General features: G+C 37.3%; 15 protein-coding genes. 7 read left to right on the forward strand and 8 right to left on the reverse strand.

The genetic code is table 11. The features are described 5' to 3' along the window. Window positions 1-21 precede the first annotated feature (21 nt). Together ACE198_RS05485 and ACE198_RS05490 are read left to right on the forward strand one after the other, a co-directional pair. Complete coding sequence (locus ACE198_RS05485) at window positions 22-558, forward strand: cupredoxin domain-containing protein (RefSeq protein ID WP_098574973.1); 537 nt, start codon at window positions 22-24, stop codon at window positions 556-558. Window position 559: 1 nt separating this feature from the next. Beyond that, complete coding sequence (locus tag ACE198_RS05490; RefSeq protein ID WP_375374917.1) at window positions 560-2,026, forward strand: cbb3-type cytochrome c oxidase subunit I; 1,467 nt, start codon at window positions 560-562, stop codon at window positions 2,024-2,026. 65 nt (window positions 2,027-2,091) lie between these two features. Here ACE198_RS05490 and ACE198_RS05495 read toward each other — a convergent pair whose 3' ends face one another. Next, complete coding sequence (locus tag ACE198_RS05495; protein ID WP_375374918.1) at window positions 2,092-3,252, reverse strand: cation:proton antiporter; 1,161 nt, start codon at window positions 3,250-3,252, stop codon at window positions 2,092-2,094. Window positions 3,253-3,449: 197 nt separating this feature from the next. Next, on the reverse strand, window positions 3,450-6,857 hold the full coding sequence (locus tag ACE198_RS05500) for a hypothetical protein (RefSeq protein WP_375374919.1): 3,408 nt from the start codon (window positions 6,855-6,857) through the stop codon (window positions 3,450-3,452). A 196-nt stretch (window positions 6,858-7,053) separates the two neighbouring features. On the opposite strand from ACE198_RS05500, the gene ACE198_RS05505 reads away from it, so the two are divergent. Further along, window positions 7,054-7,530 carry a hypothetical protein gene (locus ACE198_RS05505; RefSeq protein WP_098574976.1) on the forward strand — a complete coding sequence of 159 codons (477 nt, stop codon included), beginning with the start codon at window positions 7,054-7,056 and terminating at the stop codon, window positions 7,528-7,530. Between the two features lie 39 nt (window positions 7,531-7,569). Here the strand turns inward: ACE198_RS05505 and ACE198_RS05510 are convergent, their stop codons facing one another. The 4 genes from ACE198_RS05510 to ltaS form a co-directional block, all read right to left on the reverse strand. After that, on the reverse strand, window positions 7,570-8,082 hold the full coding sequence (locus ACE198_RS05510; RefSeq protein WP_375374920.1) for an HD domain-containing protein: 513 nt from the start codon (window positions 8,080-8,082) through the stop codon (window positions 7,570-7,572). A 92-nt stretch (window positions 8,083-8,174) separates the two neighbouring features. Beyond that, window positions 8,175-8,348 carry a multidrug transporter gene (locus ACE198_RS05515; protein ID WP_375374921.1) on the reverse strand — a complete coding sequence of 58 codons (174 nt, stop codon included), beginning with the start codon at window positions 8,346-8,348 and terminating at the stop codon, window positions 8,175-8,177. 61 nt (window positions 8,349-8,409) lie between these two features. Next, a complete protein-coding gene (locus ACE198_RS05520) occupies window positions 8,410-9,303 on the reverse strand; it encodes a thermonuclease family protein (RefSeq protein ID WP_375374922.1) in 894 nt (297 codons plus the stop codon). Window positions 9,304-9,388: 85 nt separating this feature from the next. Next, complete coding sequence (gene ltaS / locus ACE198_RS05525) at window positions 9,389-11,338, reverse strand: lipoteichoic acid synthase (protein WP_375374923.1); 1,950 nt, start codon at window positions 11,336-11,338, stop codon at window positions 9,389-9,391. Between the two features lie 446 nt (window positions 11,339-11,784). Here ltaS and ACE198_RS05530 point away from each other — a divergent pair, with 446 nt between their 5' ends. Both ACE198_RS05530 and ACE198_RS05535 read left to right on the forward strand, forming a co-directional pair. Further along, window positions 11,785-11,964 carry a hypothetical protein gene (locus tag ACE198_RS05530; protein ID WP_375374924.1) on the forward strand — a complete coding sequence of 60 codons (180 nt, stop codon included), beginning with the start codon at window positions 11,785-11,787 and terminating at the stop codon, window positions 11,962-11,964. A gap of 84 nt (window positions 11,965-12,048) precedes the next feature. Continuing rightward, the gene (locus tag ACE198_RS05535) at window positions 12,049-12,228 is read left to right on the forward strand and encodes an H-type small acid-soluble spore protein (RefSeq protein ID WP_098574980.1); all 180 of its coding nucleotides are present in this window, start codon (window positions 12,049-12,051) and stop codon (window positions 12,226-12,228) included. A gap of 75 nt (window positions 12,229-12,303) precedes the next feature. Here ACE198_RS05535 and ACE198_RS05540 read toward each other — a convergent pair whose 3' ends face one another. Next, window positions 12,304-13,455 (reverse strand): acyl-CoA dehydrogenase family protein, encoded by a 1,152-nt coding sequence (locus ACE198_RS05540; RefSeq protein ID WP_375374925.1) that lies wholly within the window; start codon window positions 13,453-13,455, stop codon window positions 12,304-12,306. A 181-nt stretch (window positions 13,456-13,636) separates the two neighbouring features. On the opposite strand from ACE198_RS05540, the gene ACE198_RS05545 reads away from it, so the two are divergent. Beyond that, a complete protein-coding gene (locus tag ACE198_RS05545) occupies window positions 13,637-15,133 on the forward strand; it encodes a nitrate/nitrite transporter (RefSeq protein ID WP_375374926.1) in 1,497 nt (498 codons plus the stop codon). Between the two features lie 222 nt (window positions 15,134-15,355). After that, entirely contained in the window at window positions 15,356-16,657 is a 1,302-nt protein-coding gene (locus ACE198_RS05550) for a NarK family nitrate/nitrite MFS transporter (RefSeq protein ID WP_375374927.1), read from the forward strand. 246 nt (window positions 16,658-16,903) lie between these two features. On the opposite strand, the gene fdhF is transcribed toward ACE198_RS05550, so the two are convergent. Next, window positions 16,904-18,964 (reverse strand): formate dehydrogenase subunit alpha, encoded by a 2,061-nt coding sequence (fdhF, locus tag ACE198_RS05555; RefSeq protein WP_375374928.1) that lies wholly within the window; start codon window positions 18,962-18,964, stop codon window positions 16,904-16,906. Window positions 18,965-19,002 lie beyond the last annotated feature (38 nt).

Below are 19,002 nucleotides of genomic sequence, written 5' to 3' on the forward strand. Positions count from 1 at the left end.
TTTTTTTGGGGAGGGATTACTATGTACCAATCTATTGCGTGGTACGCTACATTATTTTTCGTATTCCTTATCGCACTAGCATTTTCGTTTGTGTACGGGGAATCGAGAAAACTAAAAGAGTATGGATCTATTCAGGAAAAAGGCTATAAAATTCGTAAATTTTATTTTCTTGGATTACTAGCCATTATGGGATTTGCTTCTGCAATTTCACTAAGCAAACTACCTTACCACGACCAGCACGTACAGGCAAAAGAAAATGGCAAGGTTGTTGAGGTTAGTGGGATACAGTTTGCCTGGGAATTAAGTAATGAAAACTTTACTGTGGGGGAGCCTGTCCAGTTTCGTGTTACAAGTAAAGATGTCACCCATGGGTTTGGGCTGTATGATGAAAAACTGCATTTGATCGCACAAACTCAAGCGATGCCCGACTATACAAATATTGTCTCTATTACATTTAAAAAACCGGGAACGTATAAAATTATGTGTTTAGAATATTGCAGCACTGGCCATCATGTCATGATTAAAGACATTGTTGTCAAGCCAAAGGGAGGTAATTAATATGGAAAGTAAAGCTCGGAAACAGATTAAAAAAGGCGTTGCATTTTCATTGATGGTTACCTCTGTGGTTCTGGTTTTCATGATGTTTTTCGGAGTGATGATGTTATTAAATCAAGGAAATGTCGTAAAAATTTCTGCTCAATTGTTTTATAAAGTAATGACCATTCACGGAACAGGAATGATCGGTATCGCCGCACTGGGCGGAAGCGCCATCATGTGGTATTATTTATCGAAATATATTCATTTGAATCCAAAGGTTTTCTTTACCAACCTCATCTTATCTTTGATTGGTGTGGTTATGATACTTGCCGCTATTTTTGTTTTTAATTTTTCTGATGGTTGGACATTCCTTTATCCCCTTCCATCTGCCTCAGCAAAACTAAATGGATCAGCAGGTGCACTATTCTTTTTATTTGGGCTATTACTGTTAGGCATTGGCTATTTGGTCATGTATTTTTATTTAGCAGCAAGGCTGATCAAAGAATATGGCGGTCTAGGTAAATCACTAGGCTGGGATTATATTTTCAGGGGCAAAAAGGGATATGGACCACCTGCTGCTGTTGTTGCCACAACAATGGTCATTATCGCTAACTCCACTGGAATCTTAGCAGGTGCTACAGCCATAGTTGAATCAATTGTTAATATACTTAATCCAAAGTTCACCTTCGATCCAATGCTCGCAAAACACTTAACCTATGCATTTGGCCATATTTTTGCTAATTGCACCATTTATATGGCAGTTATTGCCGTCTATGAAGTGCTCTCTGAATATACTGGACGTCCCTGGAAATCCAATAAAGCCTTCCTAATTGCATGGAATTTTTCCACTCTGTTTACTTTAATGATTTATACACATCATTTGTTAATGGATTTTGCAGTACCAAGATGGATGTTAATTATCGGTCAAATATTTTCTTATGCAAATGGTTTACCTGTCATGGTTGTCACTGCATATGGAGCATTGATGATTGTGTTCCGCTCGGCTGTTAAATGGGACTTTGCTTCAAGTATGATGTTTCTAGCAATGTTCGGCTGGGTCGCTGGTGCAGTACCTGCGATTATTGATGCTACAATCGTAGTGAACCATGTGATGCACAATACAAAATGGGTGCCAGGCCATTTCCACACGTACATGGGAATGGGTGTTATTGCGATGATCTTCGGTTTTATGTACTATTTCACAAAAACTGAAGGAACACAAAAGCAAAAGGGAATCGATAATTTGGCTATCTCTACCTATTTTTTCTTCTTTACGGGTTTAGCAGGCTCCTTCCTTTATGCTGGAAAAATAAGTACCCCGCGTCGCTGGGCTGAACACTTACCAGAGTGGACAGGAGCGGATCAAGTTGGAGCACTGTGCGGGGTCTTAATTATCATCGCTGCAGTCATTTTTACCATAAGATTTATTATTGGTTTAAGAACTTTAGGTAAGAACTCTGAGACTAATTCATTAAAGTCGGTATCATAAGTAAAAATCCAGCCAAAGCAATCTTGGCTGGATTTTATTAGTCTATTAATAAGTTTCTATTTATATCATGCGGTGTTTTTCATGGTTGTTCGTTTACTACTTTGGTTGAAAAAGAACTTCATCATCGGTGGTGTAACAATGGTTGTCACTAGTACAACAACTACTAATACAGCAAAAAGTTCCTCTGTGATTAATTTACTTTCTAAACCTATTGTGGCAATAATTAACGCAACCTCTCCACGTGAAACCATGGCTGCACCAATTCCTAGGGAGTTCTTCCAAGAAAAGCTTGCCATTTTTGCACCTGCTGCTGCACCAATTAATTTGGTTAAAATCGCAAGGATACTAAGGCCCAACATAAGCCCTAAATGTTGAGAGATTCCATCAAAACTTACTGACAAACCAATCGAAGTGAAAAATACTGGAACGAAAATAGAATAACTAATGGTCTCCACTTTCTTAAATATTTTATGTTTATAATCTGTCTGACCAATCGCAACCCCAGCGATATAGGCACCAATTATGCCCGCAACACCTGTTAATTCCGCAGCAAAAGAAAACAGGAAACATATAATTAATGCACCTGTGACAAGTGATTCTGTAACCTTTAGTGGAGCAAATTTCTTTAAAAGCCATGGTACAATCTTCCAAGCTACTAAAATAGCAACCGTGAAAAAGAGGACCTTTTTCATAATCATCATATTTAAATTAACTTCGTCTCCAGCCATACTCATGAGGAAGGCTAAAGCAATGATCACAAGAACATCATCAATAACTGCTGCACCTAAAATTGTTGTCCCTTCTTTAGATTGAATCATATTTAACTCTTTCAATGCTTGAACAGAAATACTTACACTAGTTGCAGATAGTAATAATCCTAAAAATAATGCTTCGATGGTTGACATATGCAGCAAAATCCCCGTCAGATAACCAGCCAATAAAGGAACAATGATTCCGCTGATCCCTACAAAGGTTGATGCCTTCCAAGTCCGTCTAAATTCATGGATATCAGTCTCCAGCCCGGCGATAAACATTAACAAGATCACACCAATTTGGCTTAGGTCTGCAATGGTTTTCGTTTCTGAAATTAGCCCCAAGACCGCAGGTCCGATAATAACCCCAATTAATAACTTTCCTAAAACTGAAGGCTGGCCTAATTTAACACTAATATCACCAGCAATCTTTGAGGCAAATAAAATAATCGCTAATTCTAAAATTAATTCCATCCAATCCTCCTCCTTAAAAAAATAATAGGGTCTGTGTATTAACAGACCCTTTTTAAATACAAAAAAGCCCGTCAACCACGGGACATAGTAATCCCTTGGTGACAGGCTCCTCCAGATACAACAGTTATTTTATTAAATTCATTATAACATTTTTTATATTATCAATCAATTAAAATTGAATTGAACGTTAGATCCCTTTAATCCCATTTTTTCATTGTACCAATTACTTTCTCCTTGAGAATCATAATAAAAGTGGTTTCTCCTTTATTCGCTTTTTGTTTATTCCATTCATTAAAGCTGGCAACCGTAATTAAGATTAGGCCGGCAATTAATAAATAGAACCACCACGGCATATTCCCCCAGTACGGTCTTGTTTGCAGGAATACGTTTAATAATAAAACGCCAACTCCTACAAAGAAATATGATTTAATTTGTAAGAACATTCCTGCCATCAACGACAACAAGGAAAGTGTTCCGACAATGATTGCATCATAAATTGTGTTGCTCGCCAAACCATCTTGAATTAATAATAATGAAACGACGAGCAGGACCCCCCATTGGACAGCTTTTGTTATCTCCGCATATCGCCCCTTTAAACAACGTCGAATGAAAATTATCAATATTATAAAGGGAAGAACAACTACTTCCCGCTCCCATAATGCTGGTATATTAAGTTTAGCTATGATTGAATAATATGGTTGTAATAAATAGGCTCCTCCAAGTATGGTCATTAGGACCGATAACCTTTCAGGCACTCTTTTTCTTTGCAGAAAAAAAGAAATGGCGATCAACACACCCGGTATTGCACGACTCCAGATAAATGGATCCTCGAACATATACATAAGACTAAAAAACATGAATGAAACTAGTGTAAAACCATCTAATTTTATTTGCTGAATTTTTTGTCCATATTCAACTAGCTGTTTGTAAACCAATTGGCCTATTATCGAAAGGACAATTCCTGCCACTCCAGTGACTAGCAGTCTAGCAATATCACCTATGTCCCCCATATAAATAAATTCTACTGTAGCAATAAATACTAAAAATAACGGAACAATTCCTAACACATCCCAGTGGATTTTATGCAAATAAACCACTGTTCCTAAAGCATAGGCAAGCGTAACAAGATATGGAAGCAAATCAAACGGATAAGTAATCAACGTTAACACAATTCCAATTATTGAAAAAGGGACTAAATAGTAAGCAGTCCGTTTTTTATATTCATCGTTTGTGAAGAAAACAAACAAGAGAAGTAGCGCACTAGTAAACACAAACTCATAGTTTCCAAAAGATTGATTAATTATTAGCTCTTGGCCAGATGAAACTATAAAGAATACGGAAGTAAAACTCCCATAAAGAAAGGCTTTAATTTTCCATTCGACAGTCATCAACTTTGTGCTCATTGCATAGACAAACAACGCCAAGATAAAGCTGTAAATAGCGTCTGTCTGAAATGCGAACCATGTGAATAATAGCGTCAGTGGATAAATGCTGTGTCCTACCCAACCAAACGCAAATGATAGGTTCAAATCATTTTTCCGTAAGAGATAGGCGATCACCAGCATGATCACTGCACTAGTAGAAGTAATTAAAGAATGTATGGTATGACTTAAACTAAAGGATAGCATAATCGCCTGGATGATTGAAAAATAGGAAATCAGTGCCGTAATACTTACTAAAAAAGGAACCCACTTCGTACCAAGCTTTTTATACAAATAATAATACATTCCAATTCCAACTAACAAAATAAGCGGTTGAACCCAAACATGGTTTATGTGATTAAACAATGCTTGGAGGATGGCCACAGTATAAAGTGCATGGGATGTATACAAAGAGATTTTATCCAACCTCTTTTCCCCTACAGCTCTCCACACAAAACTAGATAATAAAACAAGGATGGCTGCGATAGCAAAATTAACTCCATACCCAAATTCTCTAAGATAAAAAGAAAAATTACTATTAATTTCTTCTCCAAAAGCAGCGATGGATAGACCAAGTAAACTAGGAGTAATCCATACAGCAGCTTCCTTTAGGAAAATCCTTGCTTCTCTCTTATAAACTAAATAGGAAGCCACCATAAGTAGGCATAAGAGAACACCTAATTCCCACCATAATAACAACGAAATAGCCATCATTATAGCAAGTACCATGACCGATAACCCAACATCTCTGGAGGCAGTCTGAATGTTCTTTACGTGCATTGAAAGTTGCGCAATACCTAATATACTAAATAGGATAAACCCTGTAATAGATAATTGTAGAGCTAAATTTATTGCATCAAAAGGCTGGCTTAGTAATGCAATAATTTCATAAATGCTGGAGGCTGCAAAAACAGCGCTTAAATACGGAAATAACCTTCTTGAACCGTGCTGGGACAAATAAACAAAGTTAGCTGCAATGATAAAATAAGCGAGCATAAGAACTAACGACGGATTCCCTGCACGCAGGAGAATTCCTTCGAGACTTATATAAATAAATGCCATTCCGGATATTATTGCACTTGTATATTGAAATGCTTTATTTAATGAAAACTGGTTATTCAAAGCCCTTGGAACAAAGACCATTCCAAATCCGATCAGAGCATAAATGATCGCCCCAAAAGAATCCAGGAAACTGTGCTCAATTAACTGATAAGCACCATAAACAATCATGATACTAAAAATGAAATGATATTCCTTTCTGCCGCTCACATACATCATTGATAAATATATAATCGCTGTTAATAGCAAATTGAAGCTGTATAAAACCTTGTTATCATAGAGAAAAAGCATAAATAGTGTACACAAAACGAGATTCACTTGGACATACGGGATAAATTCCTTCGTGAAAAGTTTGATTGATTCCCTATTCTTTAACTTATGATAAATAAAAATAAAGATGGCATTGAAAATCATCATACCCAGGTAGAAGAAATCAATTTTCAGATGGAAGCTAGCTAAAAGAAAGGCCATCCCTAAAGATACCGACACAAAGGCGAACCAAACAAATAATCTTGATGCTAAGCTTTTTGCAAAAAAATAGTAAACAATAACTGGCAGCAAGCTGCCCAGCATTCCGAGTAAATAACGCCCTTCCCCATAAATTGATAAATAGTATCCCAATAGACCAAACCATCCCAAAGAGAGAATAAATATTGGTAAAAACAAACTTCCTAAGACACTAAAGGCAAAAGCAGTTTTTTCTATTTTTAATATTTTTTTCGTTAGAAAGGCAATTCCATAAAATAAGATAGCAACAATTGCAATGGACCCACTTTTCATGAAATTTGTCATAGATTCCCAATTACTTGTGGCAACAAACAATCCTCCGATAAGTAAGAAGATTACTCCGATGTTTAATAACCACGTAATATTTCTTTCACGAATCTCTTCTGGTGTTCGTGTCTTCATCACTTTCGCAGGTTTTTTTGGCACTTGCGAATGGACTTGTAAGTTTTTTTCATTTATGGGAGGCTTTGTCTCTATTTCGATTAAATCTAAATGATATTGGTGATGTGCTCTTGAAACTATGTCGACTATTTCATTGGAAAGGTACCCCTCCTCTTTTAATGTGTATAACTCTTTTCTAAAAATTTTCCCATGCTCTTCTCGTATATTCAAATCCATAAAATCTCCCCACAATCATACAAAAATGTAAATTATACCATTTTTTCTTCTTGGTGTAATTTTACACCATTTATGAATATTTTCCAATACATATTCAAAAAAACGTATTCATACGCGTCCTTTCGTAAAAGATTTTACCTTTGGGTAAAATATCTGTATGATGTAAGAGGATTTACTTAAATAGACGGAGGAAACTATGCTTACATATAATGAAAAATTAGCGATTATCGAATCATTTCCTGAATTGGAACGAAAAAATGTTTCACTAGGACGAGTCAATTTTCAGTTCGAAGGCAGTGTCTCAGATAAGAAAAACATTGTTTATCACTTACACCCAAACGGGAATGGATTTATTTATGCTGGTCAGTTGGACAATTATGATTCAGATGAAAAAGGAATGGTCAATATCCGTGATTACTCTGAAGACCAACTCCGTAAATTGTTAAAACAATCGATTCAATCCTTATCTCCAGTAGAAAAAACAGCTGCAGAAGAAGCGATTATTGGAGATTCAAACGAGGAGCGTTGGGTAGATAGTGAAAATAGTGTTCTAATTCTAGTGGAAGAAAATGAATCCTGGAATATCTATTACGGGTTAAACCTGGATGCAACCTTTGATACCTATGAGGAAGCTGAGATGTTTTTAAAAGAGGAAGGTTTTTCTAGGCAGTAAATGAATGAAACATGGCGGTGCATGTGCACCGCCATTACTTTATATACATTCTTTATCGATCCATTCGTCTAAGCGGATAATGCTTTGTCTGGCTCGTTCATATTCAATCGTCCGATAATGATGCATTCCGCCCTCTTCTTCATCCTTTTCATCGGCCCATTTAACAATTTGCTGTAATGGCGTTCGAACAATATCGTTGGATGGCAAAAATGAGTCGGTATGAAACAAAATAGCAAGTGCGATTGTCTTGGCTTTGATTGGATTCTCACCAAGGCGAATCAAGAGCTTATGAGCCCTTTCCGCCCCTTTGATTGGGTGAATATCATTTTGTTTGTATAAGTCATAATCCCATTTTCCATTTTTATACCATGTATAATGACCCATGTCATGGAGGAGTCCTGCTTTTGCAGCAATGTCCACATCCAGTTGATGATCCTTCCCAAGTTGAAAAGCATGGTAGGCAACCGCAATCGCATGGGCAAGACCTGAACGATTCAAATATTTTTGGGCAATATGATGTTCAAATATATTCAATAAGGTAACGTCTCTCATGCGATCTCTCTCCTAACTTTTTTAAAATAATATATTTTATTTATTATATGCTAACAATTGGTGCATGGCTATTTTTTTATTATTAGGCTGTGTTAAACTAGTCTGTTGATTTCCGTTCCAGGCACAAGCGGTTCGCGGGCGTGCCGGGGAGCCTCCTCAGCGCTTTTAGCGCCTGCGGGGTCTCCCCTGCCCCGTACTCCCGCAGGAGTCTTCGTGCCTTCCACTCCAATCAACAGAGTTCCAAAATCTACATTATTCTTTAACACAGCCTATTAATAAAAAGCAGCAAGCATGTAAATGCCTGCTGCTGCCTATAAACAAATTATTCTAACGCTTGGACTTCCGATAGCCTTGATCCTGTGCTTCTTTTTCTGAACAGAACCAGACGATATTGTCTGTGGTGGATTCGTAAAAACTACCACCAGGTACATGATAAATATGGGAATTAGCATTCCCTTTAATTTTCCCTTTACAATCCAAGTTAGTTTCTTGATCATCATTTGGGTTATTTTCATAACTTTTTCCAGATGATGTGTATGGATTTGACTTTTTTTCATCAGCGCTCTTAGTATTATCAGTGTTATACCCATCCTCTTGGGCATAATTTTCAATGGACCAAATGCCTATACCCTTTTTTTGTGCTTTCTTTTGGATCGCATAAAATTCATCAACATATTGAGTATTGGGTGCATAGATATAGGCTACTCGTGCAAGTCCTTCCTCAAGCAGCATTTCATTAAACATTTTTCCATTTACATAAATATAAGCAAGTAACCGACCATATTTATCCCGTCCCTCACCAATTCCAGGTTCTATTTCGACTTTTGTACCGACAGCGAGAATCTTCCTAGTATACTCAGACGCTTCCGGTCCAAATGGTTGAACACCTAATCGGGGGTGGTGTGTCTCTGGTGTATCCACACAGAGCATTCTGACCTTTTCGACGGTCCCATTAAGATTAATCTCAACGGTATCCCCATCGACATTCTTTACAATGGTAGCAGGAAGCAATTTCTTATGAGCAGTTTTCTGCTCTGGGATTTCTAATTGAGAAGGTGAAGAATCACTCGTTTCATTCGTATTCACTTCTTTATTCTTGATAGGAGAAGTCGGTCCTGTGTCATTCTTATCCTTTAAGGTTTCGCTATCATTACATCCAGTGAGAATAATAGCCATAATGACGAGTAATGAAATGATTAATTGGTAAATTCTCTTGTACATTGCAAGTTCCCCTTAATGTTATTTCCTATAATTTTTGCAGCAAAAGAAAAAGAGAGAAGTATCGCTTCTTCTCTCTTTAACAGTGTTATTCACCTGATGTCTCAGTGTCACCTTTTGGACCTAAATATTCATAATCGTTAGGGTTAATTGGTGTGTAACCTTCTGGCTTATAGAAACGTAGTAAGTCTTTGTAAACAATCTCATCAGACATATTAAGTTCCATATTGACTTTGCTATCTACATCCTTACATGTAGTATTATCCTCTAATAATTCACCCGTTGCAGAAGAATAGCATTTCTCATTAATCTGGATGGCATTTGAAGTTACAAAATCACCATTTCTAAATAATGCCCAATTACGGTGTTGTTTAGAAAGTAAATCTGAACCAAATTCCATATAATCTTTCGTATCTATACCTAATAAATGAAGAACGGTTGGACGAACGTCGACTTCCCCGCCAACTTGGTGTTGTATACCGCCTTTCACACCAGGTACATGAATAAATAATGGAACACGCTGTAATTTTGCATTAATTGCAGGAGTGATTTCGTCTACACCCATAACCTTTGCCATTGCATCGTTATGGTTTTCAGAAATGCCGTAATGGTCACCATACATAACAATAATGGTATTATCATACAAACCGTTTGCTTTTAAATCATTAAAGAATTGCTCGAACGCCTGATCCATATAGTTTGCCGATTGGAAATATTGGTTTACAACCGTATCTCCATAATCACCAGCAGGAAAATTTGTATCCTCTGGATCCATTTCAAAAGGAAAATGATTGGACAATGAAATGAACTTTGTATAGAACGGCTGCTTTAAGCTTTCAAGTAATGGGATAGATTCCTTAAAGAAAGGCTTATCCTTCATTCCATAGTTTTTTGTATTTTCATCTGACATGCTATAGTACTCTGCATCAAAGAATTTATCATAGCCAAAAGCTTTATAGATCACATTTCGATTCCAGAATGTTTTATAGTTACCATGTAATACTGCAGAACTATATCCTTGTCCTTTTAAAATCGATGGCATAGCTTGATACGTGTTTTGGGCTTTGTTAACAAAAACTGCACCTTGTGCCATTGGATAAAGTGAGTTTTCCATTAAGAATTCGGCATCCGATGTTTTTCCTTGACCTGTTTGATGATAGAAATTATCAAAATAGAAGGTATTTTTATCATGTGTCAATGAATTTAAAAATGGTGTTACTTCTTGACCGTTAGGCATTTTATAATTAATCATAAAACTTTGAAAGGATTCCATAGAAATATAAATTACATTCATACCCTTAGCTTTACCAAAGTATTTTGGGTTTGGGGCAGCATAATTTGCTTTACGGTAGTTCTCCACATCTGTAATATCACTGCTATCAGCCAACGCACGCTGACTAGAGGACTTAATATTTTGGATAACATCATAGATAGTAAAGTTGTACGCCCCAAGGTATTTTACTAAATAATTTCGGTCAAAAGATCGTGACAGTAGTTGTGGACGATCCTTTTCCGCTAAACCTAAATTAAATAGAAAAGTAGTGATTGAAAATAATAGAACAATTTTATAGGTTTTTCTGTTCGATACCGTTACTTTTTTGAAGACTGTTAATGCTAATGCAATTAATATAAACATGTCTGTAAAATAAAAAATATCAAAAGGAGACATTAACGAAAGTGCACTGTCACCAAGCTGACCAGCATTCGTCTTAGTTTGCATCAACACTGGCACCGTAATGAAATCATTAAAGAAGCGATAATAGGCGATATTCGCATATAATAAGAATGATAAAAGGAAGTTAATTAAAATCATAATTAACTTTGAACGCTTCTTAAACAGCAGTGCTAACCCAAAGAAGAAAAGTGCTGAACTTAAAGGATTTATCAAAAGTAGAAACTTTTGTAAATTATTTTCAATACCTAAGTTAAATTCAATTTGATATGCTGCATATGTTTTGATCCAAAATAAAACAACTGCAGCCGCAAAAAATGTAATATGACTATTTTTTAATGTTTTAGGTAGTCTAATTTTATTCATTTAAAAATTTCTCCCCTCACTTACCAATTAAGCTCCGGTAAACGAACCTCAATTACTATATCACATTTCTTCTCAAAATAAAAACAAAACTCATGTTATATCTTCCAATTCTTATCAACATAAATCTACATTATTTGCTGATACTTTAGCCATTTTTAAATTGGTCATTTCTATTTCTATGTTATTTATTTGTTGGACATGACTATTTTCAGGTCCTCATTTATATAAGACGAATAAGTCTTATTTTAGTTTCAAATTTTTATTTAATACGTGATACGTTCCATTAAGTTTCCATTTCTACATATATTAAACCTGAATGAATTTGGGAGCAATATGAATTTAGCCTTATCTTTTACAAAAATGGAGCCATGTTTACTTGAATGAACTTTGTAAACATTGGAAAGTATATACACAGAGGAAAGAAGAACATTTAGAAGGAGAATCCCATGCCCAGAATAAGGCCTGACTTTACAAAGAGCCCATATTTTGTTGATGAACCAGGAAATTGGCATTTAAAGCCTGGTGCACCGAAGGAAATGCAGATAGAACTCAATCATTATATAAATAGCCTGGAAGAGGTGGATGAGCCAGGAACGATCAATGGTGTACATATTGACTACCCTTAGAATGAAAAATTACCCACTAAATAATAGTAGAATGCGATTGAAAACCTTTTTGAATTACCTAATAAATGACTAGGAGTGAATCACATGCATATTAACCGAGTTAAGCAGATTTTGTCTTCTTCAGCAGATATCGAAGTCAAGTATAATGGTGCATCAGTATGGATTGATCAATTAAATGAAGACGGACATACTGCCACAGTTCATTTACGCGGTCCATTGGAAGAACGATCAACTGTTGACATTGGAGAGTTAGTAGAAGAATAAATTTTTTGGTGAGTGGTGTGAAATCAAATAACGATTTTTTTATACACAATAAAAAGGCAGGATAGGATTCCTGCCTTACTCCATGTTTTGGATACTATGCTTTGCTAATAATTGTAGAGTCATGTCATCCATCGGAGGATTATGAAGTCCGGCTCTTACATCCCGATAATATCTTTGCAATGGATTACTTAATGAAAGACTTTTTGCTCCCACGATACGCATGGCTAAGTCAACAATTTCAATAGCTAGATTGGTCACAGTTAATTTAGCTGCCCCTAAATGAGCGCCCATTTTTTCTCTATCCTCAGTGTTTGAAGAATCCCACTGTTTAGACGCCCCATATAAAAAGTACTCGGACTGCATGACCTTTAGTTCCATCTCACCCAGTTTTTGTTGTACATTTGGTAAATCGATGATCGGCCCTACGATACTATTAGGAGAATACTCCTTTGCAAATTGAATAGCATAAGTTTGGGCGGCTTTTGCTATACCAAGATAACAAGCTGGTATATGTAAGAGCCATCCATTCACTTTTCTTCCTGTGGTACTAAACTCTTCGACAAGATTTTCAGCTTCCACAAAACAATCCTCAAGAATTAAGTCATGACTGCCTGTCCCTCTTAAAGCGATACTGTCCCATGTTTCTTCAATCATTATCCCTTTTGACGTTCGAGGGATTAGAAAATTGGCCACTTCATCTGTATCTTTAATGGTCGCACTAACGATAAAGTAATCAAGGACAGGAGACATCGTCGTAAACGTTTTTCTTCCATTAATATTCCAGCCTCTCTTACACTTTTCCGCTGTTGTTTCCGGTCTTCCACCCCGAGTAGGACTACCTGTTTTCGGTTCGCTTTGAGCACTATTTATTAATGCACCTTTCTTCACCTGTTCACAAATTTCCTTAAAGACAGGCTCCTTCCATGAGTTTTTTTCATTGAGATTCATGATAATGCCCATATGCCATCCGATGGAAAGAGCAGTTGCCCCATCACCTTCGGCTATCTTTTCTTGGAGTCGAATGAGTTCGTAAAGTTCAATTTCCTGTCCGCCATACCTAGAGGGGACAGTTAATGAAGTGTATCCAGAACTTTTAAGGTCCAGAATATTTGCATAAGGAAAGGCGCCCTCAATGTCTATTTGATGTGCACGCATTTTAAACTGTTTCGAAAGGCTACTCATAAGTTCGATTCGTTCATCCAATGTTCGTTTTTCAAGAAAATTCATTATCTATCTCTCCCATTAAAAATATTTGTGTCAAATGTGTGTCATACCTCACTGAAAGTCAAATGCTCGTTGTTCTATAATACAAGAAGAAAAATCTTCCATGCCTATGAACATATTTCTTAATATATAACGTAAGATTGAGGAAATAATAAGATGGCATGGGAATTAAAGGAGGATTTTTATGAAACAAGGATCAAAACAACTTTTTATACAAACTGGAAGCCTTGTTGCTGGTTTTATGGTTTGGGTACTTATATCATCACTTATGCCTTTTATAAAAGTAGATATTCAACTTACTTCCTCACAAATTGCATGGGCAACAGCTGTCCCTGTTATCCTCGGCTCACTTCTCCGTGTACCGATTGGCTATTGGACAAATCGCTATGGTGCTCGTCTTTTATTTACAATTAGTTTCATTATACTACTTATTCCTATTGCATTGTTAAGCTATGCAAATTCCTTGAGTACGCTTATCATTGGCGGGTTATTACTTGGGATTGGAGGTGCAGTCTTTTCTGTTGGTGTAACTTCTCTTCCAAAATATTATGAGAAATCAAAGCATGGGTTTATTAATGGAATATACGGAGCAGGTAATATTGGAACGGCCATTACTTCCTTTTCAGCACCTGTTCTTGCTACCGCATATGGTTGGAGAAATACGATAAAAATCTACCTGCTCGTTGTACTTCTCTTTGCCCTTTTAAATTTAATATTAGGGGACAGAAAGGAACGAAAAGTAAACATTTCCTTACCTGACCAAATCAAAGAGGTGTATAAAAATCCTAAACTATGGTTTCTAAGTTTATTTTATTTTATCACGTTTGGTTCCTTCGTAGCCTTCACCATTTATTTACCATCGTTCTTAGTCAATCACTTTGAATTGGATAAAGTGGATGCAGGACTTCGGACAGCCGGTTTTATTGCCTTAGCCACAATTTTTAGACCAATTGGGGGATGGTTAGGCGATAAAATTAATCCGTTTCTTATTTTAATGGCTGTTTTCTTTAGCCTAACTTTTGCAGGATTTCTATTGTCATTTACTCCCTCGCTGCCAATTTATTCATTTGGCTGCTTATTAGTTGCTTTCTTCGCAGGGATTGGAAATGGGGCGATCTTTAAATTAGTCCCATTATATTTTTCAAAGCAAGCTGGAATTGTGAATGGTATTGTTTCTGCCATGGGGGGGCTTGGTGGTTTTTTCCCTCCAGTTATTCTTACCATACTCTTTAATTGGACTGGACATTATGCAATAGGGTTTATGTCTCTTTCGGAGTTTTCTTTAGCAAGTCTGGTTATAGTAGTTTGGCTATATTACCAAGATAAGTTAGATATTTCTGCTAAGATTGTTAATCATGCTTTAGACGGTATTTGTGTAACCGATGTTCACGGAATCATTCAAAGTGTAAATCCTGCATTTACGAAAATTACCGGATATAGTCAGGCCGAAGTTGTAGGTAAAACCCCAAGTGTACTTCAATCCGGGGAACATGGGCATGAATTTTACAATCAAATGTGGGAGAGTCTAAAGACCAATGGCGTTTGGGAAGGGTACATTTGGAATAAACGTAAAAATAATGAAATTTACAGAGAATGGCTTACCATTACGGCCATTAAAGATGACGTTGGAGAAACAAAAAACTATGTAGGTATGTTTTATGAGGATAATGAAAAATCCTAAATAAGCATAACAAAAGGAGACCTTCCGTGTGTGGAAGGTCTCCTTTCGTTATGCTAAGGATCAAATTATTACAACTTTTTGTCATCCGCCTTGAGTTCACAGTTCGTTCACCATTTTTGTGACGTACGTCACAAATTTCATGTTACCATCTGATTTATATTAATAACACAAACACAAATACTTTTGAAAATAAAAATTAAAGCACTTTAGGGGGAATAAATAATGGCCCGAATTAATTACTGGAACCCAGAAGATGAAAAGTTCTGGAAAGCAGAAGGAAAAAAACATGCACGTCGAAATTTATGGATTTCCGTACCATCATTGATGATCGCATTTATTGTCTGGCAAATTTGGTCCGTGGTTGCTGTTAGGCTTAACGACATTGGCTTCCATTTTACTGAAGAACAACTCTTTACACTTGCAGCTGTGCCTGGTTTGGTTGGTGCAACACTTCGTTTTGTTTATACATTCGCTGTTGGCTCAATTGGTGGTAAGAACTGGACTGTGATTTCAACAGCTGTCTTAGCCATTCCTGCGATTGGAATTGGTTTTGCAGTTCAGAATCCGGAGACACCATTTTCAATCATGTTGTTACTAGCAGCTCTTTGTGGTCTTGGCGGTGGAAATTTCTCATCCTCTTCAGCGAATATTAGCTTTTTCTTTCCCAAGAAAGAAAAAGGAACAGCACTTGGTATTAATGGTGGTTTGGGTAACATGGGGGTATCTGTTGTTCAATTTGTTACACCGTTAATTGTTACTTCAGGAACTTTTGCACTAGTCGGCAGCAATCAAGTGTTAGCAAATGGTGAGAAAGTTTGGTTACAAAATGCAGCATTTATCTGGGTTATTCCAATTGTAATTTTAACAATACTAGCTATGTTTAAAATGGATAATGTTCCTGGTGCAAAACAATCTGTAGCGGATCAATTTGTCATCGTAAAACGTAAACACACTTGGATAATGACAGCTCTTTATATAGCAACATTTGGTTCATTCATTGGCTATTCAGCGGCTTTCCCGCTCCTTTTAAGATCACAATTTCCTGAGCATATTTCACTTGCCTTCCTTGGAGCCTTAGTAGCAGCGGCGGCAAGACCTGTAGGCGGCTGGTTGGCTGACAAACTCGGTGGTGCAAAGGTGACCTCATATGTTTTAATTATCATGGGAATTGGCGCAGCGGGGGTTATTTACTTCCTAAATGGCAAACAGTTTGCTGGGTTCTTAGTAGCTTTCTTAGTACTTTTCATTGCTTCTGGAATTGGTTCAGGTTCAACGTTCCAAATGATTCCTAACCTGTTTATTCCGAAAGAAGCCGCACCAGTTATTGGCTTTTCAGCAGCATTTGCAGCTTATGGATCATTCTTTATACCAAAGTTATTCGGATGGTCAGTTAACGCTACTGGCACACCAGTTACTGCTTTTTACTTCTTTATCGGTTTTTATGTTATATCCTTTGTGCTTAACTGGTATTTTTATCAAAGGAAAGCAACTGCAGCTAAAGCTCTTACACAGCAAGTCGGGTAATCCCGGCTTGTTTTTTTGTATCGTTCCTTTAATTTGTCTGTTGATTTCCACTTCAGGCGCTTCGCTTTCCGCGGGCGTGCCGGGAAGCCTCCTCGTCGCTTTGCTCCTGCGGGGTCTCCCCTGCCCCGTACTCCCGCAGGAGTCTCGCGCCTTACGTTCCAATCAACAGGATGCCAAAATTAACAGTGACCTAAACAATCACATAAAAAAAACGCAGTCATTAAACTGCGTCTTCTAAAATAATTTTTAGACCTTTTCAATTGCAACTGCGCATGCTTTGTATTCGGCGGTTCCTGAAATAGGGTCGTATTCATTTAATGTTAATACATTTGTTGGTGTTTCACTCCAGTGAAAACTCATAAAGACCAAGCCTGGTACCACCTGTTCTGTAACCTTTGCCTTTACCTCAAGCTCCCCTCTTCGTGAACGAACCCTGACCACTTCTCCATCAATAATTCCTAGAGCTGCTGCATCAGAAGGAGAGATATCTAAGGTCTCTTCCGTTTGTTTCACCTTTACACCCGAAGCATAATGACGAGTTTGAGAATGGGTATTATAAGATTCATAGCGACGGCCTGTCGTTAGTGTAAATGGATAGTCATGATCTGGTAACTCTAAAGGAGCTGTGTAATCTACCGGAACAAATGGTGATTTTTTCGTTGGCACTTCATGCTGATGAAACCTCTCATGCATGATAAAAGTTCCAGGATGATTTTCGTCCGGACATGGATAGTGGATGCTATACTCTTTTTCGAGCCTCTCGTAAGAGATACCACCATACATCTCCCAAGCAAGTTTCCTCACTTCATCCCAAATCTCTTCACTATTTTTATAGGTTATCGGATAACCCATAATTGTGGATAATTCACAAAGGATTTCCCAATCCTCTTTCACATTTGGATGTGCCTCAATTGCTTTGCGAACCCTTTGAATTCTTCGATCTGTGTTGGTATAAGTACCATCTACTTCTCCCCATGAACGAGCTGGTAAAACAACATCTGCCATTTTGGCTGTTTCGGTCATGAAAATATCTTGAACAACTAACAAATCTAATTTCTCAAGCAATTTTTTCGTATGGTTCATATGAACATCGGCAAGTAGAGGATTTTCACCAATAATATATAGTGCCTTTAGTTCACCCATTTCTAAGCGGTCAAATGTACGCGTTTGTGTATCGCCTGCCTGCGGATTTAATTCGACTCTCCATTCTTTTTCATATCGGCTACGGAATTCGTCATTTGCTAAACTCATTGCTCCAGCTAATTGGTTTGGCAGGCATCCCATATCCCCAGCACCTTGGACATTGTTCTGGCCCCTTAATGGCATAATTCCAGTTCCTGGTTTTCCAATATTTCCGGTTAATAAAGCAAGATTGGCGATATCAAATACATTATTAACACCACAGTGATGCTCTGTAATACCAAGTGTATATGCTATCATTGAACAGCTTGCTGAAGCATACTCCCTAGCTGTAGCGACAATATCTTCTGATTGCAAACCAGTAATGCTTGCAGCAAATTCAGGAGTATATGGTTCAACTTGTTTTTCAAGTTTCTCAAAGTCGACCGTAAATTGTTTAATATACTCAGGGTTATATAACCCTTCTTTCAGGATAATTCGAATGAAAGCATTGATCAGTGCAATATCTGTACCGACATTAATTTGCAGATGACGGTGAGCAACTTTCACCATATCAATCCTTCTTGGGTCAATAACGATTATTTTCAGGCCGGCTTTTGCCGCTTTTTTTATGCGATTAGCGATAATTGGATGTGCCTCTGTTGTATTCGACCCCATTAAAAGCAGCACCTCTGCCCGCTCAAAATCTTCCAAAGTATTCGTTGGGAAACCGCTTCCAAAAACAGTTGCCAGACCGGCAACGCTAGGAGCGTGTCAGGTTCGATTGCAGCCATCAATATTATTACTCTGGATGACCGTTCTCATGAATTTTTGTGTTATATAATTGGATTCATTGGTACTCCGTGCACAAGCAAACATAGATATTGCATTTGGTCCCCATGATGTTTTGATGCTTAATAATTTAGTGGCAATGTATTGATAGGCTTCATCCCACGTCGTTTCAACCAACTTACCAGCTTTACGAATTAATGGGGTTGTTAATCTATTCTTAGCATGTACATATTCATAGGCAAATGCACCTTTTACACATGTTTGTCCTTTGTTGACAGGTGCATCCTTATCACCACGAATTTTCATGATTCGGTTGTCTTGAACTTCAAGGACTAGGCCACATCCCGTTCCACAATATCCGCAGATCGTTTTGACTAAATTAGAATCTCCCAACATGTTCACTCCTCTATAAAAAGCATTGTAACTATATAATA

This window comes from Neobacillus sp. KR4-4 (genome assembly GCF_042136325.1).
Lineage (GTDB): Bacteria > Bacillota > Bacilli > Bacillales > Cytobacillaceae > Neobacillus.

What these genes read in the sequence shown, in the direction of transcription:
- ACE198_RS05485 (WP_098574973.1), top strand. Translation starts at nt 22, where the DNA reads ATGTACCAATCTATTGCGTGGTACGCTACATTATTTTTCGTATTCCTT.
- ACE198_RS05490 (WP_375374917.1), top strand. Translation starts at nt 560, where the DNA reads ATGGAAAGTAAAGCTCGGAAACAGATTAAAAAAGGCGTTGCATTTTCA.
- ACE198_RS05495 (WP_375374918.1), bottom strand. Translation starts at nt 3,252, where the DNA reads ATGGAATTAATTTTAGAATTAGCGATTATTTTATTTGCCTCAAAGATT.
- ACE198_RS05500 (WP_375374919.1), bottom strand. Translation starts at nt 6,857, where the DNA reads ATGGATTTGAATATACGAGAAGAGCATGGGAAAATTTTTAGAAAAGAG.
- ACE198_RS05505 (WP_098574976.1), top strand. Translation starts at nt 7,054, where the DNA reads ATGCTTACATATAATGAAAAATTAGCGATTATCGAATCATTTCCTGAA.
- ACE198_RS05510 (WP_375374920.1), bottom strand. Translation starts at nt 8,082, where the DNA reads ATGAGAGACGTTACCTTATTGAATATATTTGAACATCATATTGCCCAA.
- ACE198_RS05520 (WP_375374922.1), bottom strand. Translation starts at nt 9,303, where the DNA reads ATGTACAAGAGAATTTACCAATTAATCATTTCATTACTCGTCATTATG.
- ltaS (WP_375374923.1), bottom strand. Translation starts at nt 11,338, where the DNA reads ATGAATAAAATTAGACTACCTAAAACATTAAAAAATAGTCATATTACA.
- ACE198_RS05530 (WP_375374924.1), top strand. Translation starts at nt 11,785, where the DNA reads ATGCCCAGAATAAGGCCTGACTTTACAAAGAGCCCATATTTTGTTGAT.
- ACE198_RS05535 (WP_098574980.1), top strand. Translation starts at nt 12,049, where the DNA reads ATGCATATTAACCGAGTTAAGCAGATTTTGTCTTCTTCAGCAGATATC.
- ACE198_RS05540 (WP_375374925.1), bottom strand. Translation starts at nt 13,455, where the DNA reads ATGAATTTTCTTGAAAAACGAACATTGGATGAACGAATCGAACTTATG.
- ACE198_RS05545 (WP_375374926.1), top strand. Translation starts at nt 13,637, where the DNA reads ATGAAACAAGGATCAAAACAACTTTTTATACAAACTGGAAGCCTTGTT.
- ACE198_RS05550 (WP_375374927.1), top strand. Translation starts at nt 15,356, where the DNA reads ATGGCCCGAATTAATTACTGGAACCCAGAAGATGAAAAGTTCTGGAAA.